Annotated in this window: 14 protein-coding genes; 10 read left to right on the top strand and 4 right to left on the bottom strand. The window is 52.1% G+C overall.

The genetic code is table 11. The features are described 5' to 3' along the window. Positions 1–209 precede the first annotated feature (209 nt). A complete protein-coding gene (locus tag AC55FS_RS06540) occupies positions 210–2,150 on the bottom strand; it encodes a sensor histidine kinase (RefSeq protein WP_496935271.1) in 1,941 nt (646 codons plus the stop codon). 10 nt (positions 2,151–2,160) lie between these two features. Next, positions 2,161–3,108 carry a substrate-binding domain-containing protein gene (locus AC55FS_RS06535; RefSeq protein WP_496935270.1) on the bottom strand — a complete coding sequence of 316 codons (948 nt, stop codon included), beginning with the start codon at positions 3,106–3,108 and terminating at the stop codon, positions 2,161–2,163. Positions 3,109–3,239: 131 nt separating this feature from the next. Here AC55FS_RS06535 and AC55FS_RS06530 point away from each other — a divergent pair, with 131 nt between their 5' ends. The 4 genes from AC55FS_RS06530 to AC55FS_RS06515 all read left to right on the top strand — a co-directional run bounded on the left by AC55FS_RS06530 (position 3,240) and on the right by AC55FS_RS06515 (position 5,699). Then, positions 3,240–3,680 (top strand): MarR family winged helix-turn-helix transcriptional regulator, encoded by a 441-nt coding sequence (locus AC55FS_RS06530; protein ID WP_496935269.1) that lies wholly within the window; start codon positions 3,240–3,242, stop codon positions 3,678–3,680. Positions 3,681–3,789: 109 nt separating this feature from the next. Beyond that, positions 3,790–4,212: an organic hydroperoxide resistance protein gene (locus tag AC55FS_RS06525; protein WP_496935268.1), complete on the top strand. Its 423-nt coding sequence runs from the start codon at positions 3,790–3,792 to the stop codon at positions 4,210–4,212. 137 nt (positions 4,213–4,349) lie between these two features. Then, complete coding sequence (locus tag AC55FS_RS06520; RefSeq protein ID WP_496935267.1) at positions 4,350–4,766, top strand: PaaI family thioesterase; 417 nt, start codon at positions 4,350–4,352, stop codon at positions 4,764–4,766. A gap of 186 nt (positions 4,767–4,952) precedes the next feature. Beyond that, entirely contained in the window at positions 4,953–5,699 is a 747-nt protein-coding gene (locus AC55FS_RS06515) for a CARDB domain-containing protein (RefSeq protein ID WP_496935266.1), read from the top strand. 472 nt (positions 5,700–6,171) lie between these two features. Here the strand turns inward: AC55FS_RS06515 and AC55FS_RS06510 are convergent, their stop codons facing one another. Both AC55FS_RS06510 and AC55FS_RS06505 read right to left on the bottom strand, forming a co-directional pair. After that, a complete protein-coding gene (locus AC55FS_RS06510; RefSeq protein ID WP_496935265.1) occupies positions 6,172–7,476 on the bottom strand; it encodes a DUF1501 domain-containing protein in 1,305 nt (434 codons plus the stop codon). Between the two features lie 9 nt (positions 7,477–7,485). Continuing rightward, positions 7,486–9,939, bottom strand: coding sequence for a hypothetical protein (locus tag AC55FS_RS06505; RefSeq protein WP_496935264.1), 2,454 nt, complete (start codon positions 9,937–9,939; stop codon positions 7,486–7,488). 213 nt (positions 9,940–10,152) lie between these two features. On the opposite strand from AC55FS_RS06505, the gene AC55FS_RS06500 reads away from it, so the two are divergent. The 6 genes from AC55FS_RS06500 to putA all read left to right on the top strand — a co-directional run bounded on the left by AC55FS_RS06500 (position 10,153) and on the right by putA (position 18,775). Next, a complete protein-coding gene (locus AC55FS_RS06500) occupies positions 10,153–11,685 on the top strand; it encodes a methyl-accepting chemotaxis protein (protein ID WP_496935263.1) in 1,533 nt (510 codons plus the stop codon). Positions 11,686–11,696: 11 nt separating this feature from the next. Then, complete coding sequence (locus tag AC55FS_RS06495) at positions 11,697–12,422, top strand: transporter substrate-binding domain-containing protein (protein WP_496935262.1); 726 nt, start codon at positions 11,697–11,699, stop codon at positions 12,420–12,422. Positions 12,423–12,694: 272 nt separating this feature from the next. After that, positions 12,695–13,957: a serine hydroxymethyltransferase gene (gene glyA, locus AC55FS_RS06490; RefSeq protein ID WP_496935261.1), complete on the top strand. Its 1,263-nt coding sequence runs from the start codon at positions 12,695–12,697 to the stop codon at positions 13,955–13,957. A 107-nt stretch (positions 13,958–14,064) separates the two neighbouring features. After that, on the top strand, positions 14,065–14,415 hold the full coding sequence (locus AC55FS_RS06485; protein ID WP_496935260.1) for a hypothetical protein: 351 nt from the start codon (positions 14,065–14,067) through the stop codon (positions 14,413–14,415). Positions 14,416–14,596: 181 nt separating this feature from the next. Further along, complete coding sequence (locus tag AC55FS_RS06480; RefSeq protein ID WP_496935259.1) at positions 14,597–15,439, top strand: helix-turn-helix domain-containing protein; 843 nt, start codon at positions 14,597–14,599, stop codon at positions 15,437–15,439. Between the two features lie 153 nt (positions 15,440–15,592). Further along, on the top strand, positions 15,593–18,775 hold the full coding sequence (gene putA, locus AC55FS_RS06475; protein WP_496935258.1) for a bifunctional proline dehydrogenase/L-glutamate gamma-semialdehyde dehydrogenase PutA: 3,183 nt from the start codon (positions 15,593–15,595) through the stop codon (positions 18,773–18,775). Positions 18,776–18,783 lie beyond the last annotated feature (8 nt).

Here is an 18,783-nt window from a genome sequence, read left to right as displayed (position 1 = left end):
ACAGAAGCATTACATGTAAGAGCACAACGACTTCTCAATAGATGGCGGATGGAAGGGCTTGATTGGACAAACCAGCCAAGCCGATCAAGAAACATGACGTTGGCAGAGCTAAGCTGATGCGAGTACCAAATCGCGGCAGGTATTGCCCGAAGACAAGAAGACAAGAAGACAAGAAGACAAGAAGACAAGAAGACAAGAAGACAAGAAGACTAACTCGATACCGCCTCCACCGAGATAGGTAAACGAATGGTGAACAACACGCCATGCCCCTGCTCGCTGTCACATTCAATATGACCATTGAGCTTTTGCACCACGAGGTTGTATATCATATTCAACCCCAATCCTGTATTGCCGGCATGGCGCCTTGTGGTAAAAAACGGATCAAAAATCTTCGGCAAATCATCCAAGCGTATTCCTTTGCCATCATCCCGATAGAAAATCTCCACCTGATCTTGCTGCGACTGAACCTGAATCGAGATATGCCCCTCATGTTCAGGATCAAAACCGTGATGCAAGGAGTTCATTATTAGGTTAGTGATGATTTGCCATAGGATTCCGGGATAACTATGAATCGTGACATCCTTATCACCCTCTATTTTTAGTGATAGCCGATATTCTCGAATGGCTGGACGCAAACTATCAACCACATCCTGGATATAATCCAACAACTGTATTTCCGTCAGGAAGTCCTGGTTTTGGTTGGCCGCCGTACGCTTAAAGCGAGTCACCAGCTCCGCTGCACGGCGCAAGTTTACACTTAAGATTTCTGCCACTTCCTGACCCTGCTCAAGAAAATCAGCCAGTTCAGAGCGGGTCATATCGCCACTTTCAAAGCGCTGACTTAACGCTGGTAAACTCTCCTGCAGCATAGAGTTTGCCGTGATAGATACCCCGATTGGAGTATTTATTTCATGTGCGACACCAGCAACAATGCTACCCAGCGCAGCCATTTTTTCACTTTCAACCAAACGTTGTTGTGTTTGCTGTAGCTCTTCATAGGCGATGCGCAACTCTTCTTGCTGTGCTTTATCCTTATCAACGATCTCCTTATATTGGTTGAACCAGTGCACCAGCTGATTAATCTCAGTAATGCGAGTTGTTGATATCAGCTGACTTGGACTAGTGTCGTGACACTTAGCCAGTTCGGTAATTTGCTCGATCGGGCGCACGACTTTTTTAGATAAATACAGCGCTGCCAGTGCCATCAGCAAAATGGCAAACAAGCAGCAGGCGATCGACAGTCGACCTATCATAATGGCACGCTGCTGCAGCACATCGGTAGCGATAATACCGGCAAGGTTCCATCCCATCGAGGGAATACTTTTACTTAAAACACGCACAGGCTTGCCATCTAAGCTCATTATGTAACGCCGTCCATACGGTGTTTTCTGAAAGCTTTCGGGCCATTCAAAGCTGCCTTTTAGCCTGGATTTATGCGGGTGGTAAACAATACGTTGATTGGCATCGCTCAAAATGTGATACATCAATTCAGTTTGATGACTGTGCACTTCCTCGTAGAGCTTTTCGACATCGTATTTTAAAACCAATATGGCCAAGGTTTGATAACTGGAACTCGCTTCATCAAAGCGAGTAATGCGACTGATAGCCGGAATAACAAACCCATATTGTGAATCCAGATGGGTATTGTTTTCGATCCCAGGCCAACACAATGAGCGTTGCTGCTTTTCACAATGACGCATCCAGCGCTTAAACAACTCATAGTCAAAGCGTTTACCGGCACTTAGATCACCAATGCTAAACACCAGATCACTGACCACCACATCAATGGCAATCAAGCCTTGCAAGCTAATAGTAGAGCCCAGCCGCTCCTCGATACGCGCCTTAAGACGCAGCCTCTCTATATTATTTAATGACTGTGACGTGCCAATACGCTCAACAATGCTTAGTATCGGTTCTGACTCGGCCAGGTTGCTTGCCAAGCGTCTGGCATCTCGTGCAAAGCCCTCAATATTGCTGACTTCCTGGCGTAGCAATGCGGCGGTTAAGTCATTGGCCTGATCATTTAAACCCGTTTTTGATAGATGAAACGACACGGCCCCAAGCAGCAATAATGGCAACAAGGTACTGACCACCATGTATAAAATCAGTCGGTTTTGCAGGGAGTGATACCAGACGCGTTCAGATTTCATGCCCATGCCACTATTGAGTCATTACTCGAACATCGACCAGCACTAGATCATCAACCGGTTTTCCTTCGATCAGATCTACTGCGGTACTAACCCCACGATAGCCCTGCTGATCCGCCTGTTGATCAATGGTGACTTTAAGCCAGCCAGACGTAATCGCGGCCTGAGCATCGGGAATATTGTCATAGCCTCCAATAAGCCAGTGATTGAGCTGATGTTCTTGTGCGTATAACACCACGCCTAATGCCATCATATCGTTAGCCGCAAACACCAGCTGCAAATCAGGATGCTCTGCATGCACTTGCTTAACCAAGGCATAGGCTTGCTCCAACCGCCAATGTGCCTCCTCCGACGCCACCACCTCAACCCGGCCAGATTCGCGCAAGGCCTGGTGGGCACCGTCGCGTCTTTGTATGGCATTGTTGGCGCTGCGTGGTCCTTCAATAATCAACGCCTTGGCTGGCGCTGCAAGCTTGGATGCCAAATACTGGCCAGCCAAAAATCCGCCAGCTTGGTTATCCACAGAAACAAAGGGAATGGGCGCTAGTCCAGCCGCCTGCAGTGCAGTGGGGTCAATTTGGTTGTCAATGTTTACTATTTTGACCCCTTGGGCATAAGCCCGCGCTAATACCGGGATGATCTCGATTGAATCAGCCGGGGCAATAACAATGGCATCGATGCCAGCCGCTAACTGCTCATCGATGATTTCGATTTGTTGCTCCACCCGAGTTTCGTTCGTGCCAGAGCGGACCATTAACTCAACACCACGCTGCTCGGCGGCCTCTCTGGCACCTTGTTCCATGGCAATATAAAACGGGTTCACCAGCGACTTCATTACCAGCAGCACGCGCTTCGCTGGCTGATGACTGGAATCTTTCGCCACCTCAGAAGATGGCTGCTCACAGCCCACTAGGCCCAAAAACAACACACAGCTAAGGCCAATCAGCATTGAGCGAAGCATGGTATTTCCTATTAATTGCAGCACTCTTGAACTATAGCAGCGCCTCTCTGTCACGCCGGGCCACTGGTGGCCCAATCACCGCCAAGATTCTGTACACTGCTGCTTTGGTGACACTATTTGGATAACTTTGCATGACTCAAACCAGCGACAATCCCCTAGCATTGGATAACCAGCTGTGCTTTGCACTCTACTCCACCTCATTAGCCATGACCCAGATGTACAAATCACTGCTCGAGCCGCTGGGGCTGACCTACCCGCAGTACACCATCATGCTGATTCTGTGGGAGCAAGATGGCGTCACCCTAAAGCACATCGCCACCCGCCTTGGGCAGAAGTCCGGCGCCCTAACGCCGGTGATAAAACGCATGGAAAGTGAAGGACTCATACGCCGCCATCGCGGTGTAGAAGATGATCGTGCCCTTAGCATTGAACTGACCGATGCTGGGCGCGCATTGCAGCAGCAAGGCGCCGTGGTCAATCAGTGCATCATTGATGCCTGCGGCTTGCCTGTGCATGAACTCACCGACTTACGCGATCGCCTACTGCTGCTAAAAGAGCAACTGCCGAAATAAGGTTGCTTTAAATATGTTATCGCGATAACATTAAAAAGTTGGCGGATGCACGCCACTTTTTTTAACCATATAGTTATTGCGATAACCATAATCGCACATAGGAGATTGTATGAACCCTGTTTACCAAACTACCATGACTTCTACCGGCGGACGTGATGGCCGCTCCGTCGCTAGCGATTCCGACTTTGAGCTGGCACTGAGCACCCCCAAAGAACTCGGTGGTGCCGGTGGCCCTGGCACCAACCCAGAACAACTGTTTGCCGCTGGATACTCAGCTTGCTTTATTGGTGCATTAAAGTACGTAGCCGCCCAGCAAAAAGTGCGTCTACCAGCTGATATGGCTGTTACTGCCACCATTGGTATCGGTGAAAACCAACGCGGTAAAGGCTTTGCCATCAACGCCAGCCTGGCTGTTAGCCTGCCAGGTTTGGAGCCATCACAAGCACAGCAGCTGATCGATGATGCACACCAAGTATGCCCCTACTCCAATGCCACACGGGGCAACATCGACATCGATACCCAGTTGGTTTGATGTCATTCTTGGCAGAATTGCGTGCCGCAAGACATGCATTTCTGCCACCAACCCTGCTCAGATACGCCATTGGCGACCATCCGGCTGTTGCCTAACATGCCAACATCCGCCTAAACGATGGTCACCATGGAGCCACGATGAAACCAACACAACAACAACTTGAGCAGTTCTTTCAGCAGGATTTTCCCCAGGCCAACTTCTTGATCGATGAAGTATCCGAACGCAGCGCACGAGTACGTAAACGTATTACTGAGCAGCATCTGCGCCCTGGCGGCACAGTGGCAGGCCCCGTCATGATGGAGCTGGCCGACACCGCCTTGTATGTCGCCATCCTGCACCAAATTGGCTTAGTCGCCTTAGCAGTTACGAGCAATCTAACGATTAATTTTTTACATAAACCCAGAGCTGATCGCGATTTGATCGCAGACTGCCGTTTGATCAAGGTGGGGAAAAAACTCATCATTGGCGATGTATTTCTCTACTCCGACGGTCAGGATGAGGCCGTTGCTCATGCCGTTGGTACCTATGCCATTCCTCCCACACCGTCCGTCTGAGCAGCATCATACTAATAGCTGATATTTGCTGAGCTCTGTTTCTCACATCTCGCTCTGGTGCAACCGTATTCATTACAGAGTTGCACTCTGAAAGATGTCACTTCAGCATCACACGCGGACACAGACGTCCCCCATGCCCTGGCCATTTTGGCCGCCACTCACACCACTGACATGGAGTTAGCTGTTATGAGTATTCGAACCCGTATTTATCTGCTATTGCTAGCACTAGCCAGCACTATCTTCTCTTTTCCGGCAGTTAGTGATCCTATCCAGGACTACAACTTTCAGTCCTATGAAGCAGGCTGGTTTCCCAACTTTTATCAGACCAACGGACCTCTGAACTGCCCACGCACCTGTTATATCTGGAGCAATGGCAGGGCCGTGGCTGAGCAAGAAAAGACCGCCAATGTCGCCGGCCAGTTTGGCGTGACCCATGTGTGCAAAATATCGAACAACGAAAAAGCGATCGTTTATGGCAAGGATGACCCCAGCGCACACTGGCTCTATGGCAATCAATTTGATGATGAACCGGCCTGCTTTGCCGCCACGCCCGACGAGGTAAAAAAATCTGATGCCTTTATGTGTTTGTGCGTGATCGCTTGTCGAAAAGCAGATCTGATCGTCAGTAAAATCCATGACCCCGAATGGGATCATACCAATAATCGCTCGGTGATCGAGGTCACCATCAGCAATATCGGCAGCCTGGCGGCAGGTGCCAGCTTTGCCCGACTCACAGATACCGGCAATGGCACTTGGGCGGTATTGGCGACACCAGCATTAGCGGCAGGTGCCTCAGTCACTTTGACGTTTTATTTCAACGGCTACTGGGTTTTTGATCCTAATGCCGAGTTAAAAGCCGAAGCCGACTACAAAAACGATGTAAAAGAGTGTGATGAAACCAACAACACGTTGGAATATTTTAAAATGGGCTGACAGTCTAATTAATTTGAGTTCTTAGATACGAAGCTTTCATCGTTATAGCAACTACGCTTATAAAAAATAAAACGCTTAAGCACCAAAATTAAACGCGCGCCACCATGGCGCGTTTTTCTACAAAAATCCACCCAACCCTCATTATGACACTGCTATTAAATGCCTAAGAATTCCACAGCACAGTGAAGTCATATCGATAACTCAGCTCTCATCTTACTGCGAGGCTGAAGTTATTGCCGCCTGGATGCCGGCTATCGAGCTATCTACGACAAAAAACAAACTTCAAACAACAGAACCACGGGTGGCTCTATTACAGCAGGCCTACTGCCAAGGGGCGCTCAGCCAGCTGGTTTAATCAAGCCAATACGTCACCATAAAAATCCCGATACGGTGTTGATATAGTTTTAGCAAAACGTTGGCAACCAACGACAGACATCGAAATCCAGCGCATCCACTGCGCTTAAATTTCGTGTTACGAGAAGAAATTAATATCCTCAGCATCCAGAGGAAATTGCTGACTAACCGCATGGTTCTCGATACCCGCCAAGCGGCGCATGGCCTGTTGAATGTGTTTTGGCTGTAATACCACCCCAGACTGAGACAGTTGTAAACTTGTTGGGTCAATCGCCTGTGCATCATGGGTGGCAGTGGTCTGGCCCACCACTCGATTTGCCCAACTGACGTTGCGCGCCATAATCACAGCGCTGGTAATTGGCCAATGATCTTTGCCATTGCCGTCGTTGTATTCGGGTGTGCGACCAAAGTCCGACTGTACCAATACAATCAAACGATCGGCGATGCCTAAGCGCTCAGCTTCACTCCATAAGTACTCAATACCATTTTGTAATCGCTGCATGGCTTCGGTTTGCTCGGCGTCATGATCAGCATGGGAGTCAAAGCCCCAGGTCACTAAGTCAGCACTGACGCACAGCCCCGATTGGTAAGCAGCCAATGCAATTTGCGCCTGGCGTCGCAGTGGATTCCAATGGCCATCGTCATCGGTATTACTGACCAGGTTAGCCGGAATATAATCCGCCAGCGCTTGCAGCTGCGTCTGACCTGCGTGGGCCGTGGCGTATTGATTCAGTGCCTGCTCGATACGAGCGGCCATATGGGGTTGATTTTGCAACCGTGCCAAACGCTCAGCTTTATAGCGATTAATAATGTCGCGTGTCGCTTTACGGTGAAAATATTTTGGCGCATCCCAATCGTCCGGGTCGTAGTCAAGAAATTGTTGTTGGTAAACCAGTTTATTAAGCACACTGGGATCTTGCATCAGGGTGTAGGTCACCAAGCCGCCAGTCTGGTTGTAACCGCCATTGGACAAATACGCCAATGGCAGCTGTGGCCCTAAAGCACCAGCAACCATGGCCGCAAATGATGGGTAACCTTCTGCCAAACGTCCGCTCCAACTGTGACGACGACCGGCCTGGTGAGCATTGGTCTGTGTATCTATGCCATTAATCACCAACATGTCGGCATAGTGCTTGGAGAAAAAACGCTGATTATGTGCAAACGGGGCATATTGAATCGGGCTACCAGCAATACTTTGGCTGCTGCCAGTTTGTGCCCAATGGTTAATGGCAGGGTTGGCCTTAGGGTCACAAAAGCTGGTCACATCCCAGCCACCTTCGGCTTCTATGCTGACAAAAAACGGACCTTGATAAGGCGCTACCTCGGCGGCTTGGCTTCGCAATGACCATGGCAGTGATGCACTCAGACCAGCGGCTGCAATCATTTGAACAAACTGGCGACGTTTAAAGCGAGCTGAAGTCATGGGTCGTCCTCACTCATAAAGCACAGTAAAGTCACTGAGCAAGTAGCTCATCAACGCCATCCAGGCACGCAGAGTATGGTTCGGGTCGCGTACCAGCGCGCCGTTATCTTCGTTATCCCAATCAAGGCGGCAGTATTCATCGTTATCGTCGTTGGCGTCATTACTGTTGTTGTAATACAGATAATCGTTGGGAGCAGACTCAATACGCGAACGCCACACCTCTTCAAATAACGCGTAGGCTTGGCTTTGCTCAGTGCTTAAGTCAGTTAACGCATTGCCCCACACTTGCTCAATCAACCGATTCACTTGCGCCCGTACTCTGGCCGGCTGGTTATCCGGCGTATCCGTGATATCGACTTCGCTAAACAAATGCCGCTGCGCCTGCGGTTGCTCAAACTCTTGCACGACTAAGCCACATACCATGGCCTGGGACATGCGATTGGCCACCGCATACATCATGGTATTAAGCTCACGGCTACGAGTAATAACAGTGTCTGAATCAATGCCGCCATAAATGCCATAAAACGCTTCGGTCAGCTGAGCATCGTCTTCATTCCAAACGTGGTGCCACTGGCCGCCGGTGGTCGCTTCTACCTTGCGATTTAATTGCTCAGGAGTGAGCAGCTGGCCCCGTCCGGTAGCGGTCAGTAAAGGCTCACTGCCTGGTACAACGGTTTGTGCCCGAAAGGCACTGCTTAGCGCCATTTCCACCAGCAAGTCTTTTAAATTGTAGGGCCCGTTTGCAGCCCCTTGGCGAAAGCTCTGCGCCAGCTGCTCGATTAATGTTTGCTGGGCCTGGTAACGTGCCAGCTGCAATGCATAATCGGCATCACTCGCCTCGCTCGGCGCCACTAACAGCTCTGTGGCAAACACCGCCGGCCACCAAAACTTCACTGCGCCGGTGGCAAAGCGTGCATCCGACACCATCTGTTGTGCCAGCCATTGCAATCCGTGGTCGGCCTGGGCTGATGGCAGCGAAATACCATTAAAACCAGGCTGTCGCATATCGCGATACCAGAGATCACCATCGACATACAAGGCACTCTCTTTATAGGTATCCGGCAGTGAGTCTTCACCACTCCAGGCGTCTCGGTATAAACCATCGTCGCCGTAGTTCTGAAATGCACCGGCCACCGGGTCCATGACACTATGACAGCCGGTACACGCGGGGTTATTCATGGTCGGATTATTGCTGTCGGCCAAGGCCTCTGGGTCCATAGAGCGCACCGCCAGCCCTTCGATATCGACACCTAAGAAAAAGTAATAGGCCCAGCGTGAACGTGCCCGATTACGGTTGGTATCGGTCGATGGGTAGCGCGCTAAAAACATCGGTGATGACAACACGCCAGCATGGGGCAAAGGCCCTAACTCATAGCCCGACTGGATGCGCGCCGGACGCCAATCGTCTTCATCTTGATCGTCAGCAAAGCCAATGCCGGTGTTGTAGACATCATTGGAATACGGATTCACCATGATGTAATCGGCTGTGAGCACTTCGGTATAAGGCCGCTCCTGCTCAACGACATAGCGTATTAACTGCACAGGCGCACTGGCCACGGCCTCATTGGTGCGACTCCAGGCTTCACCATGGGCACGCTGCGCAGCCTCACGTTGCTCTTCGGTGGTTGCAGCCTCAATGGCCTCATACAAGGGCTCCAACCGGCTTTCTATATAGGGAAAGCGCCCACCTTCATAGAGCAAATCCAGACCCGGCGTTCGACCGCTGGCCCATTTATTGGTCAACAGACGATCGTTAGCCCCTTCCATTATAAACTCGGCAAAACCATCGCCCGCCATTAGGCCACGCAGCACTGGTCTTAGCGATGCATCACTGCCATCACCCAATTGTTGAATTTCTGTTGAGGTAGGCAAGCGTCCAGCAAACAGCAGGGCCGCTTTGCGCAAAGTATCAACGGCCGAGGCATTCTCAACGCCAGCAAAGGCCGAGCCAAGTTGCTTACCGGCGTCATCTGAGCTGTCATCACCACTGCTGTCGCCGTTGTCACAGCTGTCATCACTGGCTTGCAACCAGCTGAGCATCAGCTGATGCTCGTTTGAATTTTCTGCAATGACGGAGCCGCCACCGTGCGCCAGCTGCGCTAACGGCTTTTGCAGCCATGTATCTTGGCCATTCAGAGCCAAATAGTTGTCTACACGCTGCAAGCTGTCACTGACGCTGGCGGACAACAACCATCCAGACTGACCGGCAATGCCTCCACTTTGATGGCAGACCAGGCACATAGGCTGCAACACTGGCTGCCACAGTTGCTGCTCAAAGCGTTGCAGCCGAGAAGCGCAGGCCGTGCCAGCATCAGGTTCCGCAGGCGACTCATCGGTAACCGGCGTCGAGTCGTCGTCGGTATCGCTGATCAGCTCGCCGTCATAATCGTTGCCACCGCCACCACAGGCCACTAAGGTCAGTGTCAGTGCGCCGCAGGCTAATCTTGCCCAATATCCCGCCATACCATGCCACCCAGTGCTTTTGTATCGGACCATCAAGGCCAGTATTGCCCGCACTTAAGCGCCTGTCCGTAACCATTCGGTAACGCCATGTGACAGATTGCGGCAATGCGCACTGATTCACGCCAGTTACACCATCCACATCACAGCCATTGTGCTGGCATCTTTGCAGCGCTGACCTAGGCTGAACACTGAACAACCATGCCAGGATCGCCCATGTACAGTGTTCGCCTGCGACTGGTGGCACAACTGATGATAACCGTAACCTTGCTCATTGCCGGCTACAGCTACTACAGCTATATCCAGGCCGAGGGCAAGCTATTGGCAGAATTTGAGCGTCAAGTCGTGGCCTCCGGCCAGCGTGCCCAGTTAAGCCTGCCAGGCCCAATTTGGAACTTTGATGAAGATATGGTGAAAGCCCTGATCCAATCAGAGCTGGCTTATGAAGGCATTATTGCCATTGCCACGACCAATGCCGACGGCGAGCGCACACAACTGCTGGCGTTAAGTGACGACGAGCAAGCCCCATTGGTAAGCCTGGAGCAGCCACCAGAAACCGAGGTGGTACGCGATTTTGAGCTGCAACATGAAGAATATGGCGAGGTAAACAAAGTCGGCATCGCGCATTACTACCTCGATCCGAGCATTATGGAACCCGAACTTCGTGCATTGCTGTGGCAGCAAATCGCCTTAGTAGTGGTGTTAAACCTAGCCATCAGTCTGGTGCTGCTGGTATTGATGCAACGCACCTTGATGGCGCCGCTGCAGCGTATCTCAGCCGCAGTGAAGGACATTAATAGTGGCGATGGCGACCTGACTCGACGCCTGCCCGCCCCACGCGCGAAGGAACTAAAACCACTCAGCGATGGCATCAATGGCTTTATCGCCTCGGTGCAGGACATTATTCAGCAAACGACTCAAGATGCCCGCGAGTTAGAGCTGCAAGCCGATGGTGCCCGCCAGCAAGCTGCCAATACCAGCCACTACAGTGAGCAACAGCAACACACCTTGGCCAATATGCGCACTGCCAGCGATCACTTTCAGCAGTCGATTGTCACCATTGATCAGCACGCCCAAGACGCGCTGGAGAAAATTTCCGCCACCGAGCAAGCTTCTAATCAAGGCGTTAAGGTGATCGAGCAGCTGGTAGCACGGGTAAATGCTCTGGCTGGAAAGATCGACGCCGTTAACCACAGTGCCAGCCATTTAATCGCTGAAGGCCAGCAAATCAGCGACATTCTTGGTGTTATTCGCTCCATTGCAGAGCAAACCAACTTACTGGCATTAAATGCCGCTATTGAAGCCGCCAGGGCTGGTGAAGCTGGCCGCGGTTTTGCTGTAGTGGCCGATGAAGTGCGTAATTTATCCGTTAGAACCGAACAGTCCACCGATGAAATTGATCAACACATAGGCACCATGCGCCAAGTCAGCAGCCAACTGGAAGGAGAGCTGCACAGCTTGGGTGAAGCCACTGACGGTACCGTCAGCCTGTGCCAAGAGGCCAACGATGCCATCAGCGCCATTCGCATCGTCAGTGCTGACGCCGCTGACTGCAATCGCCAAATCAGCCATGCCACCCATGAGCAAACCCGTGCCGTCAGCGATATGAGTCACACCATAGAAGAAGTTTCCGGCAGCGCTTCTTCTATGCACCAATTGGCTGCCGATTCCTCAGCCAACGCAGAGCAAGTCAGTCAATTGGCCGACTCCGTGCTGCAACAGCTACAACGCTTTAAAGTTAATAGCTAAGGAGAATGCCGATGCGCACACTCACATTGTTAGTCAGCTTACTGTTGCTGCCGCTGATCAGCAGCGCAGATACCGTCACCGCCGCTCAAGACCCCTGGCCACCTTTTGTGCAAGAAGGTAACCCGCCAGGTATTTCCGTTGAGCTTGTCAGTGCCGCCATGAAAACCCAAGGCTACGATTTTGAAATGAAGATCATGCCCTGGGCTCGCTCCGTTGAAGAAGTGAAAAACGGCAATGTCGATTTCCTCATCGGCACTTGGTACACCGACGAGCGCTCTTCTTATTTACGTTACAGCGATCACTACGCCATTAATCAGGTGAAATTTATTACTCAAGCCAATAGTGACTTTGAGTACAACGGCATGGGCAGCCTGGACGGCAAGTCGGTGGGGATTGTGCGCGGTTACGGCTATGGCGACGAGTTTCTTAACGCTCCTAACTTCTCGCGCCCAGAAGCCAACAATATGGCGGCCAATTTACGTAAATTAATGGCGGGCCGTATTGATATGACGCTGGAAGACGAAATTGTGGCACGCTCGCAAATGACCGCTGCCGGCCTTGATGCCAGCAAATTCCGCTTTACCAGCAATTCTCTGTCGGAAAATAAACTGCACGTCACCTCAGGCATTGCCAACGCGCGCAGCGAAGAGCTGATTAATGCATTTAATAAAGGACTGGCAGCGATCAAGGAAAACGGAACCTTTGATGCCATTATGAAAAAATACGGCGTCCAGTAACTCAGCAATACTTGGGGCTGATAAGGAATCTCAGCCCCCACTCCTCCTTCGGTGCCAGCCCAGCCAGACTGACATTTCCTCTCAATCGAGCAGTAACATTGAAGCGATAACTCTCCAGCCACCTTCATTCCTTAGTCTGAGACTGAGGCCGACGACAGCGCCACTATGAACGCCAGTCACGGCAAGATGATGGCTTCTCAAGTGCCAGCGGCGACGCTTTTACGTTAGAATGGCGGCCCGTAAAATTTGCCAGATAGCATGAGGAAGCCCTGATGTTTAGCCGTGATATGAACATAGCGGAGTTTGACCCGGATCTGTGGTCAGCAATGCAGGCGGAAGATGCCCGCCAGGAACACCACATTGAGCTGATCGCTTCAGAAAACTACACCAGCCCCCGGGTAATGGAAGCTCAGGGCTCGCAACTGACCAACAAGTACGCCGAAGGCTACCCTGGCAAGCGCTACTACGGTGGCTGTGAACATGTTGACGTGGTTGAACAGCTGGCCATCGACCGCGCCAAAGAGCTGTTCGGCGCCCCATACGCCAATGTACAGCCACACTCAGGCTCACAGGCCAATGCTGCGGTTTACATGGCCTTGTGTCAGCCAGGTGACACCATTCTCGGTATGAGCTTGGCGCATGGTGGCCATTTGACTCACGGTGCTCCGGTGTCTTTCTCCGGTCGCATCTATAACGCAGTGCAATACGGCCTCAATGCCGAAACCGGCGAAATCGATTACCAAGAAGTTGAGCGTCTGGCGCACGAACACAAGCCAAGAATGATTGTTGCTGGTTTCTCTGCTTACAGCCGTGTAGTCGATTGGCAGCGTTTCCGTGATATCGCCGATGCTGTCGGTGCTTACCTATTTGTCGATATGGCCCATATTGCCGGCTTAGTTGCTGCCGGTGTATATCCGTCGCCAGTGGGTATTGCCGATGTGGTAACCACCACGACTCACAAAACCCTGCGCGGCCCACGTGGCGGTCTGATCCTGGCAAAAGAAGATGAAGAGCTGAATAAAAAGCTTAACTTCGCGGTATTCCCAGAGTCGCAGGGCGGTCCGTTGATGCACGTTATCGCTGCAAAAGCGGTGTGCTTTAAAGAAGCCATGTCCGATGACTACAAGGCGTACCAGGCTCAAGTAGTGAAAAACGCCCAAGCCATGGCCAAAGCCTTTATCGATCGCGGCATCAACATTGTCTCCGGTGGCACCGATGACCACCTGTTCCTGGTCGACCTGATTGGCAAGGAATATACAGGCAAAGACGCCGATGCAGCCCTGGGCCGTGCCAATATCACCGTCAACAAAAACGCGGTGCCTAACGATCCACGCTCTCCATTTGTAACCTCTGGCCTGCGCCTGGGTACACCAGCCATCACCAGCCGTGGTTTCGGTGAAGCAGAAGCGGTGGAACTGACCGGTTGGATCTGTGACGTACTGGATGCCTTAGAAAACGGCACTTCAGAGCAGGTTGAAGCAGAAGTGAAAAACAAGGTCATTGCTCTGTGTGAGCGTTTCCCTGTGTATAAATAAGTCGACCAGCTGGTGACTTGTTTGCAACGGGCCGCTCTGCGGCCCGTTGTCATTTTACCTTCACAACCCCGCGTTAATTTGGTCGGCTTCGAGTAAGGAGTCAGCCTATGGCCGATCAATGGACACCGATCAGCGACGCTGAACTGCATGCCGTATTGCAACAGGTCGAACAACTGCCCCATGAGCTGCAAAGCCTGTGGCGTATGATTCGCCTGCCCTGGCCAGAATTGTGGCAGCAACACCCGTGGGGCGATGAAGGCTGCGGTTTTTGGGTGGTCGCTGTGACAGGCAAGCGCTGCCTCTACTACAACGACATCAGTACCTGTTTTTGTCACAGCAGCTTTGAACGCTGGGGGCAGATTGACCACTTTGCTCCAGACGGTCAGCCACTGCCGCAGCAGCTGCAACTTTGGTTGGATCTGCTTAGCCCGGCACTGCACAGTTATCCTCTCAATTGACCACGGCAAAGCAAGGCCAGAACGCCTTAAGACAGTAGTTTGCTCAGGTGATTTTACGACTGTTCATCATCAGCCTTGCTTATTAAGGTGGCGACCTTAGGTTGCTGTGATTAAGCCAAGGCTCTCTTTTTCACCAGCCAGCGATATACTGCGCCTATTCTATGTTTGAGTGCTGGCAGCCATGCTGGCACTGACGAACAAACACACCCGCATTGACCGCTCTTGTAATGAGCCACAATTGGAATTGATCATGTGGAGCATTGGCGCCTGTCGCGTACAACCTTTAGCCACAGAAGCACATCGTCATCGCCATCATCACCATCAGGTGGTGATCGGTCTGCATGGCCAGGTATGGTTTGAATTGCCACCGGCCCAACAACGCCGCTTTGGTCCGGGACACGGCTGCTTACTACCAAGCGATTGCGAGCATTCGTTCCATGGCGATGGCGACAATGCGGTGGTGATTATTGATGTCACGGTAAAAGCCGAATCACCGCTGTTAATCGACGCCAGCTTATTCCAACAGCTGTTTGCCACACCTAGATTTATCGATTTAGACGACAACCTGCGCTCTCTAGTGGCCAGTCTGGCGTCCGAGTTGAACAGCCGCCCCTACGACTTGCCATTACAGCAGCACATCAGTGGTTTGTTACTGCATAGCTTGTTTCATCGTATTGCGCCGTATCGCCAACCACAGCAAACCAGTAGCGGTCGCATCGATATGGCCATGCTGGATCAACTGATTGCTGAACGCCTAACCGACAAGCTCAGCGTTGATGAACTGGCTGGCGCTTGCCATATGAGCAGCAGCCAATTTCACCTGCGCTTTCGCCAATTGACCGGCATGACGCCGTATCAATATGTGTTGCAGCAGCGTGTACAGCAGGCTGCCTGGCTGCTACAAAATTCCTCCATGAGCATCAGTGCCGTCGCCGCAGAAACCGGCTTTGCCAACCAAAGCGCACTCAACCACGCCATCAAAGCACGCTTCGACCTGTCCCCGGGTCAACTTCGACGAAAGTAGTACAAACTTCAATCAATCAGGCGATTATCGGAGTTTTTGACAAAACTGCCGGATATTCTGACAAGTCTTGACGCTCTTGCGCGCGTACCTTTGATCGTTAACTGTGCAACACGTGCGGCCAGATGCCGCCATAACAACTAACAGGAGTGCGCGATGAGCGGTTTTGATGTCTCTCAACTGTTTGCCGATGCCGCAGCGATGAGCCCGGCCGACTGGTACCAGGCCATTGAGCAACAATACGCGGTAGACGAAGACAGCTATATGGCCCAGCTGGTAGAGCTGGCAGAGCCAAATGGCGATATTCGCCATCAAACCGAAGTGCGAGCCCGCCGAATTGTTGAGGCCATTCGTGCTGAAGGCGATGTCGCCCACGCCGTTGATAAGCTGCTGCAAGAATACAGCCTCGACAACGAAGAAGGCGTAATTTTGATGTGTCTGGCCGAAGCACTGATGCGTGTGCCAGATGCTGAAACCGCCGATGCACTGATCCGCGATAAGCTATCTGCTGCCGCCTGGGACGAGCATATGGGGCGTTCCGACTCCTTGCTGGTCAATGCCTCCACCTGGGGCTTGATGCTGACCGGTAAAGTCACTGGTATTTCCAATCGCGAAAGTTCGCCTGGCAACTTATTGTCTGGGCTGATTCAACGTGCCGGTGAGCCAGTGATTCGTGCCGCCATGAACCAAGCCATGAAGATCATGGGCAAGCAGTTTGTATTGGGTCGCAGCATCACCGAGGCCATCAAGAACAGTAAGTCCTATCGGGCAAAAGGCTACACCTATTCATTCGATATGTTAGGTGAAGCGGCCTTTACTGACGCCGATGCCGAGCGCTATTTCAATGCCTATATGGATGCCATCAAAGCCCTGGCCGACAGCAAGAGCCAATGGCGCGATGATCGCCCAGCGCCCAGCATCTCGATTAAATTGTCGGCACTGCACCCGCGCTATGAAGAGTCGCACCAGCACGCTGTGATGGAAGAGCTGGCAGCCCGTGTTAGTGATCTGGTGCGCGAAGCGCGCAGCCACGACATTGCTCTGACCATCGATGCTGAAGAAGCCGATCGGTTAGAGCTGTCTATGCGCCTGTTCCAACAGGTCTATAACAGTCAGGTGGCTAAAGGTTGGGATAAGTTTGGCTTAGTGGTACAAGCCTATTCAAAACGTGCCGCAGCGGTACTGGGCTTCCTCAATGCACTGGCGCGTGAGCAAGGCGATGAAATCCCCATCCGTCTGGTAAAAGGCGCTTACTGGGACAGTGAAATCAAGCACTCCCAGCAGCTAGGCTTGGCCGACTACCCGGTGTTCACCCGCAAAGAAAACTCTGATGTTTCTTATATGGTGTGCGCGCGATATCTGCTATCTGAGCAAACGACTGGCAACCTGTATCCACAATTCGCCACTCACAATGCCCACACAGTGGCCGCCGTCGCTGAACTGGCACAACTGAACCCGGGTCGCGCCTTTGAATTCCAGCGCCTGCATGGCATGGGCGATGCGCTGTACGACAACCTGCTAAGCCAAGATCGTGTAAACGTACGTATTTATGCGCCGGTTGGGGCACATAAAGATTTGCTGCCCTATTTAGTGCGTCGCTTGCTAGAAAATGGCGCTAACTCTTCGTTTGTTCACCGTCTGGTTGATGCCGAAACACCGGTATCCGATCTGGTGCAATCACCCGTGGCGTTGGCATCCCGCCATGCGGTATTCCGCAACCCACGAATTCCTCGTGCCAGCGAAATGTTCGGCACTGAACGCAGTAACTCCCAGGGGTATAACTTGTCCGTTGCATTTGAACGTGAGCCTTTGCTCAACAGCATTCGCGCCTTTGATGATAAACAATGGAGCCTAAAGCCCATTATCAACGGCAAGGCCACTGATGGTGGTGAAAAACACCCAGTGCTGAGCCCGTTCGACCAGCGCCAAGTGGTGGGTGACGTCACCTGGACCACAGCTGATCAAGCATTGGAAGCCTTGGGTATTGCCGATGCAGCTTGGTTCAAGTGGAACCGCACCGCCGTGGTTGAGCGTGCTGCCTGCCTCGATCGCATGGCCGATCTGATGGAAAAGCACACCGATGAGCTGATGGCCTTGTGTGCCCGCGAAGCGGGTAAGAGCCTGCAAGACAGCATCGATGAAATCCGCGAAGCGGTTGATTTTTGTCGTTACTATGCCCAGCAAGCACGTCAAAACATGGCATTGCCAACGGCGTTGCCAGGACCAACGGGTGAAAGCAACGAGCACTACTACGAAGGCCGTGGCGTGTTCCTGTGTATCAGCCCATGGAACTTCCCATTGGCCATCTTTATGGGCCAAGTCGTGGCTGCTCTGGTCGCGGGTAATACCGTACTGGCAAAACCTGCCGAATCAACCTCATTGATTGCTGGCCGCGCCATTGAAATGTTGTATGAAGCCGGTATTCCAAAAGACGTATTGCACTATCTGCCTGGCTCAGGTGCCACCATTGGTAGCGCCTTGGTACCGGATAGCCGTGTGACCGGCATTGCCTTTACTGGTTCAACCGAAACCGCACAGCTCATCAACCGTACCTTGGCTGAGCGTGAAGGCGCTTTGGCGACCTTTATCGCCGAAACCGGCGGTCAAAACGCCATGATCGTTGATTCTACTGCGCTGCCCGAGCAAGTTGTCGCCGACGTCATGCATTCGGCCTTTGCCAGTGCCGGCCAGCGTTGTTCAGCGCTGCGCGTATTGTGCGTCCAGGATGACATTGCCGATCGCATTATTGAGCTGATTGACGGTGCACTGCAGCGTATCGACATTGGAGATCCGCAAAACTACAGCACAGATTGTGGTCCTGTGATCGACGACAAAGCAAAAACCAACCTGACCTCGTATGTTGAACGCTGGCGCGCGGCGGGCCGCATTCTGGCCGAAGCACAATTGCCTGAGCAGTGTGCCCATGGTCATTTTGTGGCACCGGTGGCGATCGGCATTTCATCGCTGGCTGATCTTGGACGTGAGCAGTTTGGTCCGGTATTGCATATTCATCGCTTCAAAGCGAACGAATTGGATCAAGTGATCAACGACATTAATGCCACAGGCTATGGTCTGACATTGGGCATTCACAGTCGCAATGAAGCAACCGCCGCCTATATTGAATCACGAGTACGTGTGGGTAACTGCTATATCAACCGTAATCAGATTGGTGCCGTTGTCGGCGTGCAGCCCTTCGGCGGTCGCGGTTTGTCGGGCACAGGTCCAAAGGCCGGTGGCCCTAACTATCTTAAGCGCTTTGCTACTGAGCGAGTGCGTACCATCAACACCACAGCGGTGGGCGGCAATGCCTCACTGCTGTCGTTACAGGCAGATGACTGATCTCACAG

The organism is Bacterioplanes sp. CLAM21, from assembly GCF_059641015.1.
The sequence above is the reverse complement of the archived record's forward strand: the minus strand, read 5'-3'. Positions and strand labels throughout refer to the sequence as shown.

Excerpts from the sequence above, each read along its gene's own strand:
- AC55FS_RS06540 (WP_496935271.1), bottom strand. The coding sequence starts at position 2,150 with ATGAAATCTGAACGCGTCTGGTATCACTCCCTGCAAAACCGACTGATT.
- AC55FS_RS06535 (WP_496935270.1), bottom strand. The coding sequence starts at position 3,108 with ATGCTTCGCTCAATGCTGATTGGCCTTAGCTGTGTGTTGTTTTTGGGC.
- AC55FS_RS06530 (WP_496935269.1), top strand. The coding sequence starts at position 3,240 with ATGACTCAAACCAGCGACAATCCCCTAGCATTGGATAACCAGCTGTGC.
- AC55FS_RS06525 (WP_496935268.1), top strand. The coding sequence starts at position 3,790 with ATGAACCCTGTTTACCAAACTACCATGACTTCTACCGGCGGACGTGAT.
- AC55FS_RS06520 (WP_496935267.1), top strand. The coding sequence starts at position 4,350 with ATGAAACCAACACAACAACAACTTGAGCAGTTCTTTCAGCAGGATTTT.
- AC55FS_RS06515 (WP_496935266.1), top strand. The coding sequence starts at position 4,953 with ATGAGTATTCGAACCCGTATTTATCTGCTATTGCTAGCACTAGCCAGC.
- AC55FS_RS06510 (WP_496935265.1), bottom strand. The coding sequence starts at position 7,476 with ATGACTTCAGCTCGCTTTAAACGTCGCCAGTTTGTTCAAATGATTGCA.
- AC55FS_RS06505 (WP_496935264.1), bottom strand. The coding sequence starts at position 9,939 with ATGGCGGGATATTGGGCAAGATTAGCCTGCGGCGCACTGACACTGACC.
- AC55FS_RS06500 (WP_496935263.1), top strand. The coding sequence starts at position 10,153 with ATGTACAGTGTTCGCCTGCGACTGGTGGCACAACTGATGATAACCGTA.
- AC55FS_RS06495 (WP_496935262.1), top strand. The coding sequence starts at position 11,697 with ATGCGCACACTCACATTGTTAGTCAGCTTACTGTTGCTGCCGCTGATC.
- glyA (WP_496935261.1), top strand. The coding sequence starts at position 12,695 with ATGTTTAGCCGTGATATGAACATAGCGGAGTTTGACCCGGATCTGTGG.
- AC55FS_RS06485 (WP_496935260.1), top strand. The coding sequence starts at position 14,065 with ATGGCCGATCAATGGACACCGATCAGCGACGCTGAACTGCATGCCGTA.
- AC55FS_RS06480 (WP_496935259.1), top strand. The coding sequence starts at position 14,597 with ATGCTGGCACTGACGAACAAACACACCCGCATTGACCGCTCTTGTAAT.
- putA (WP_496935258.1), top strand. The coding sequence starts at position 15,593 with ATGAGCGGTTTTGATGTCTCTCAACTGTTTGCCGATGCCGCAGCGATG.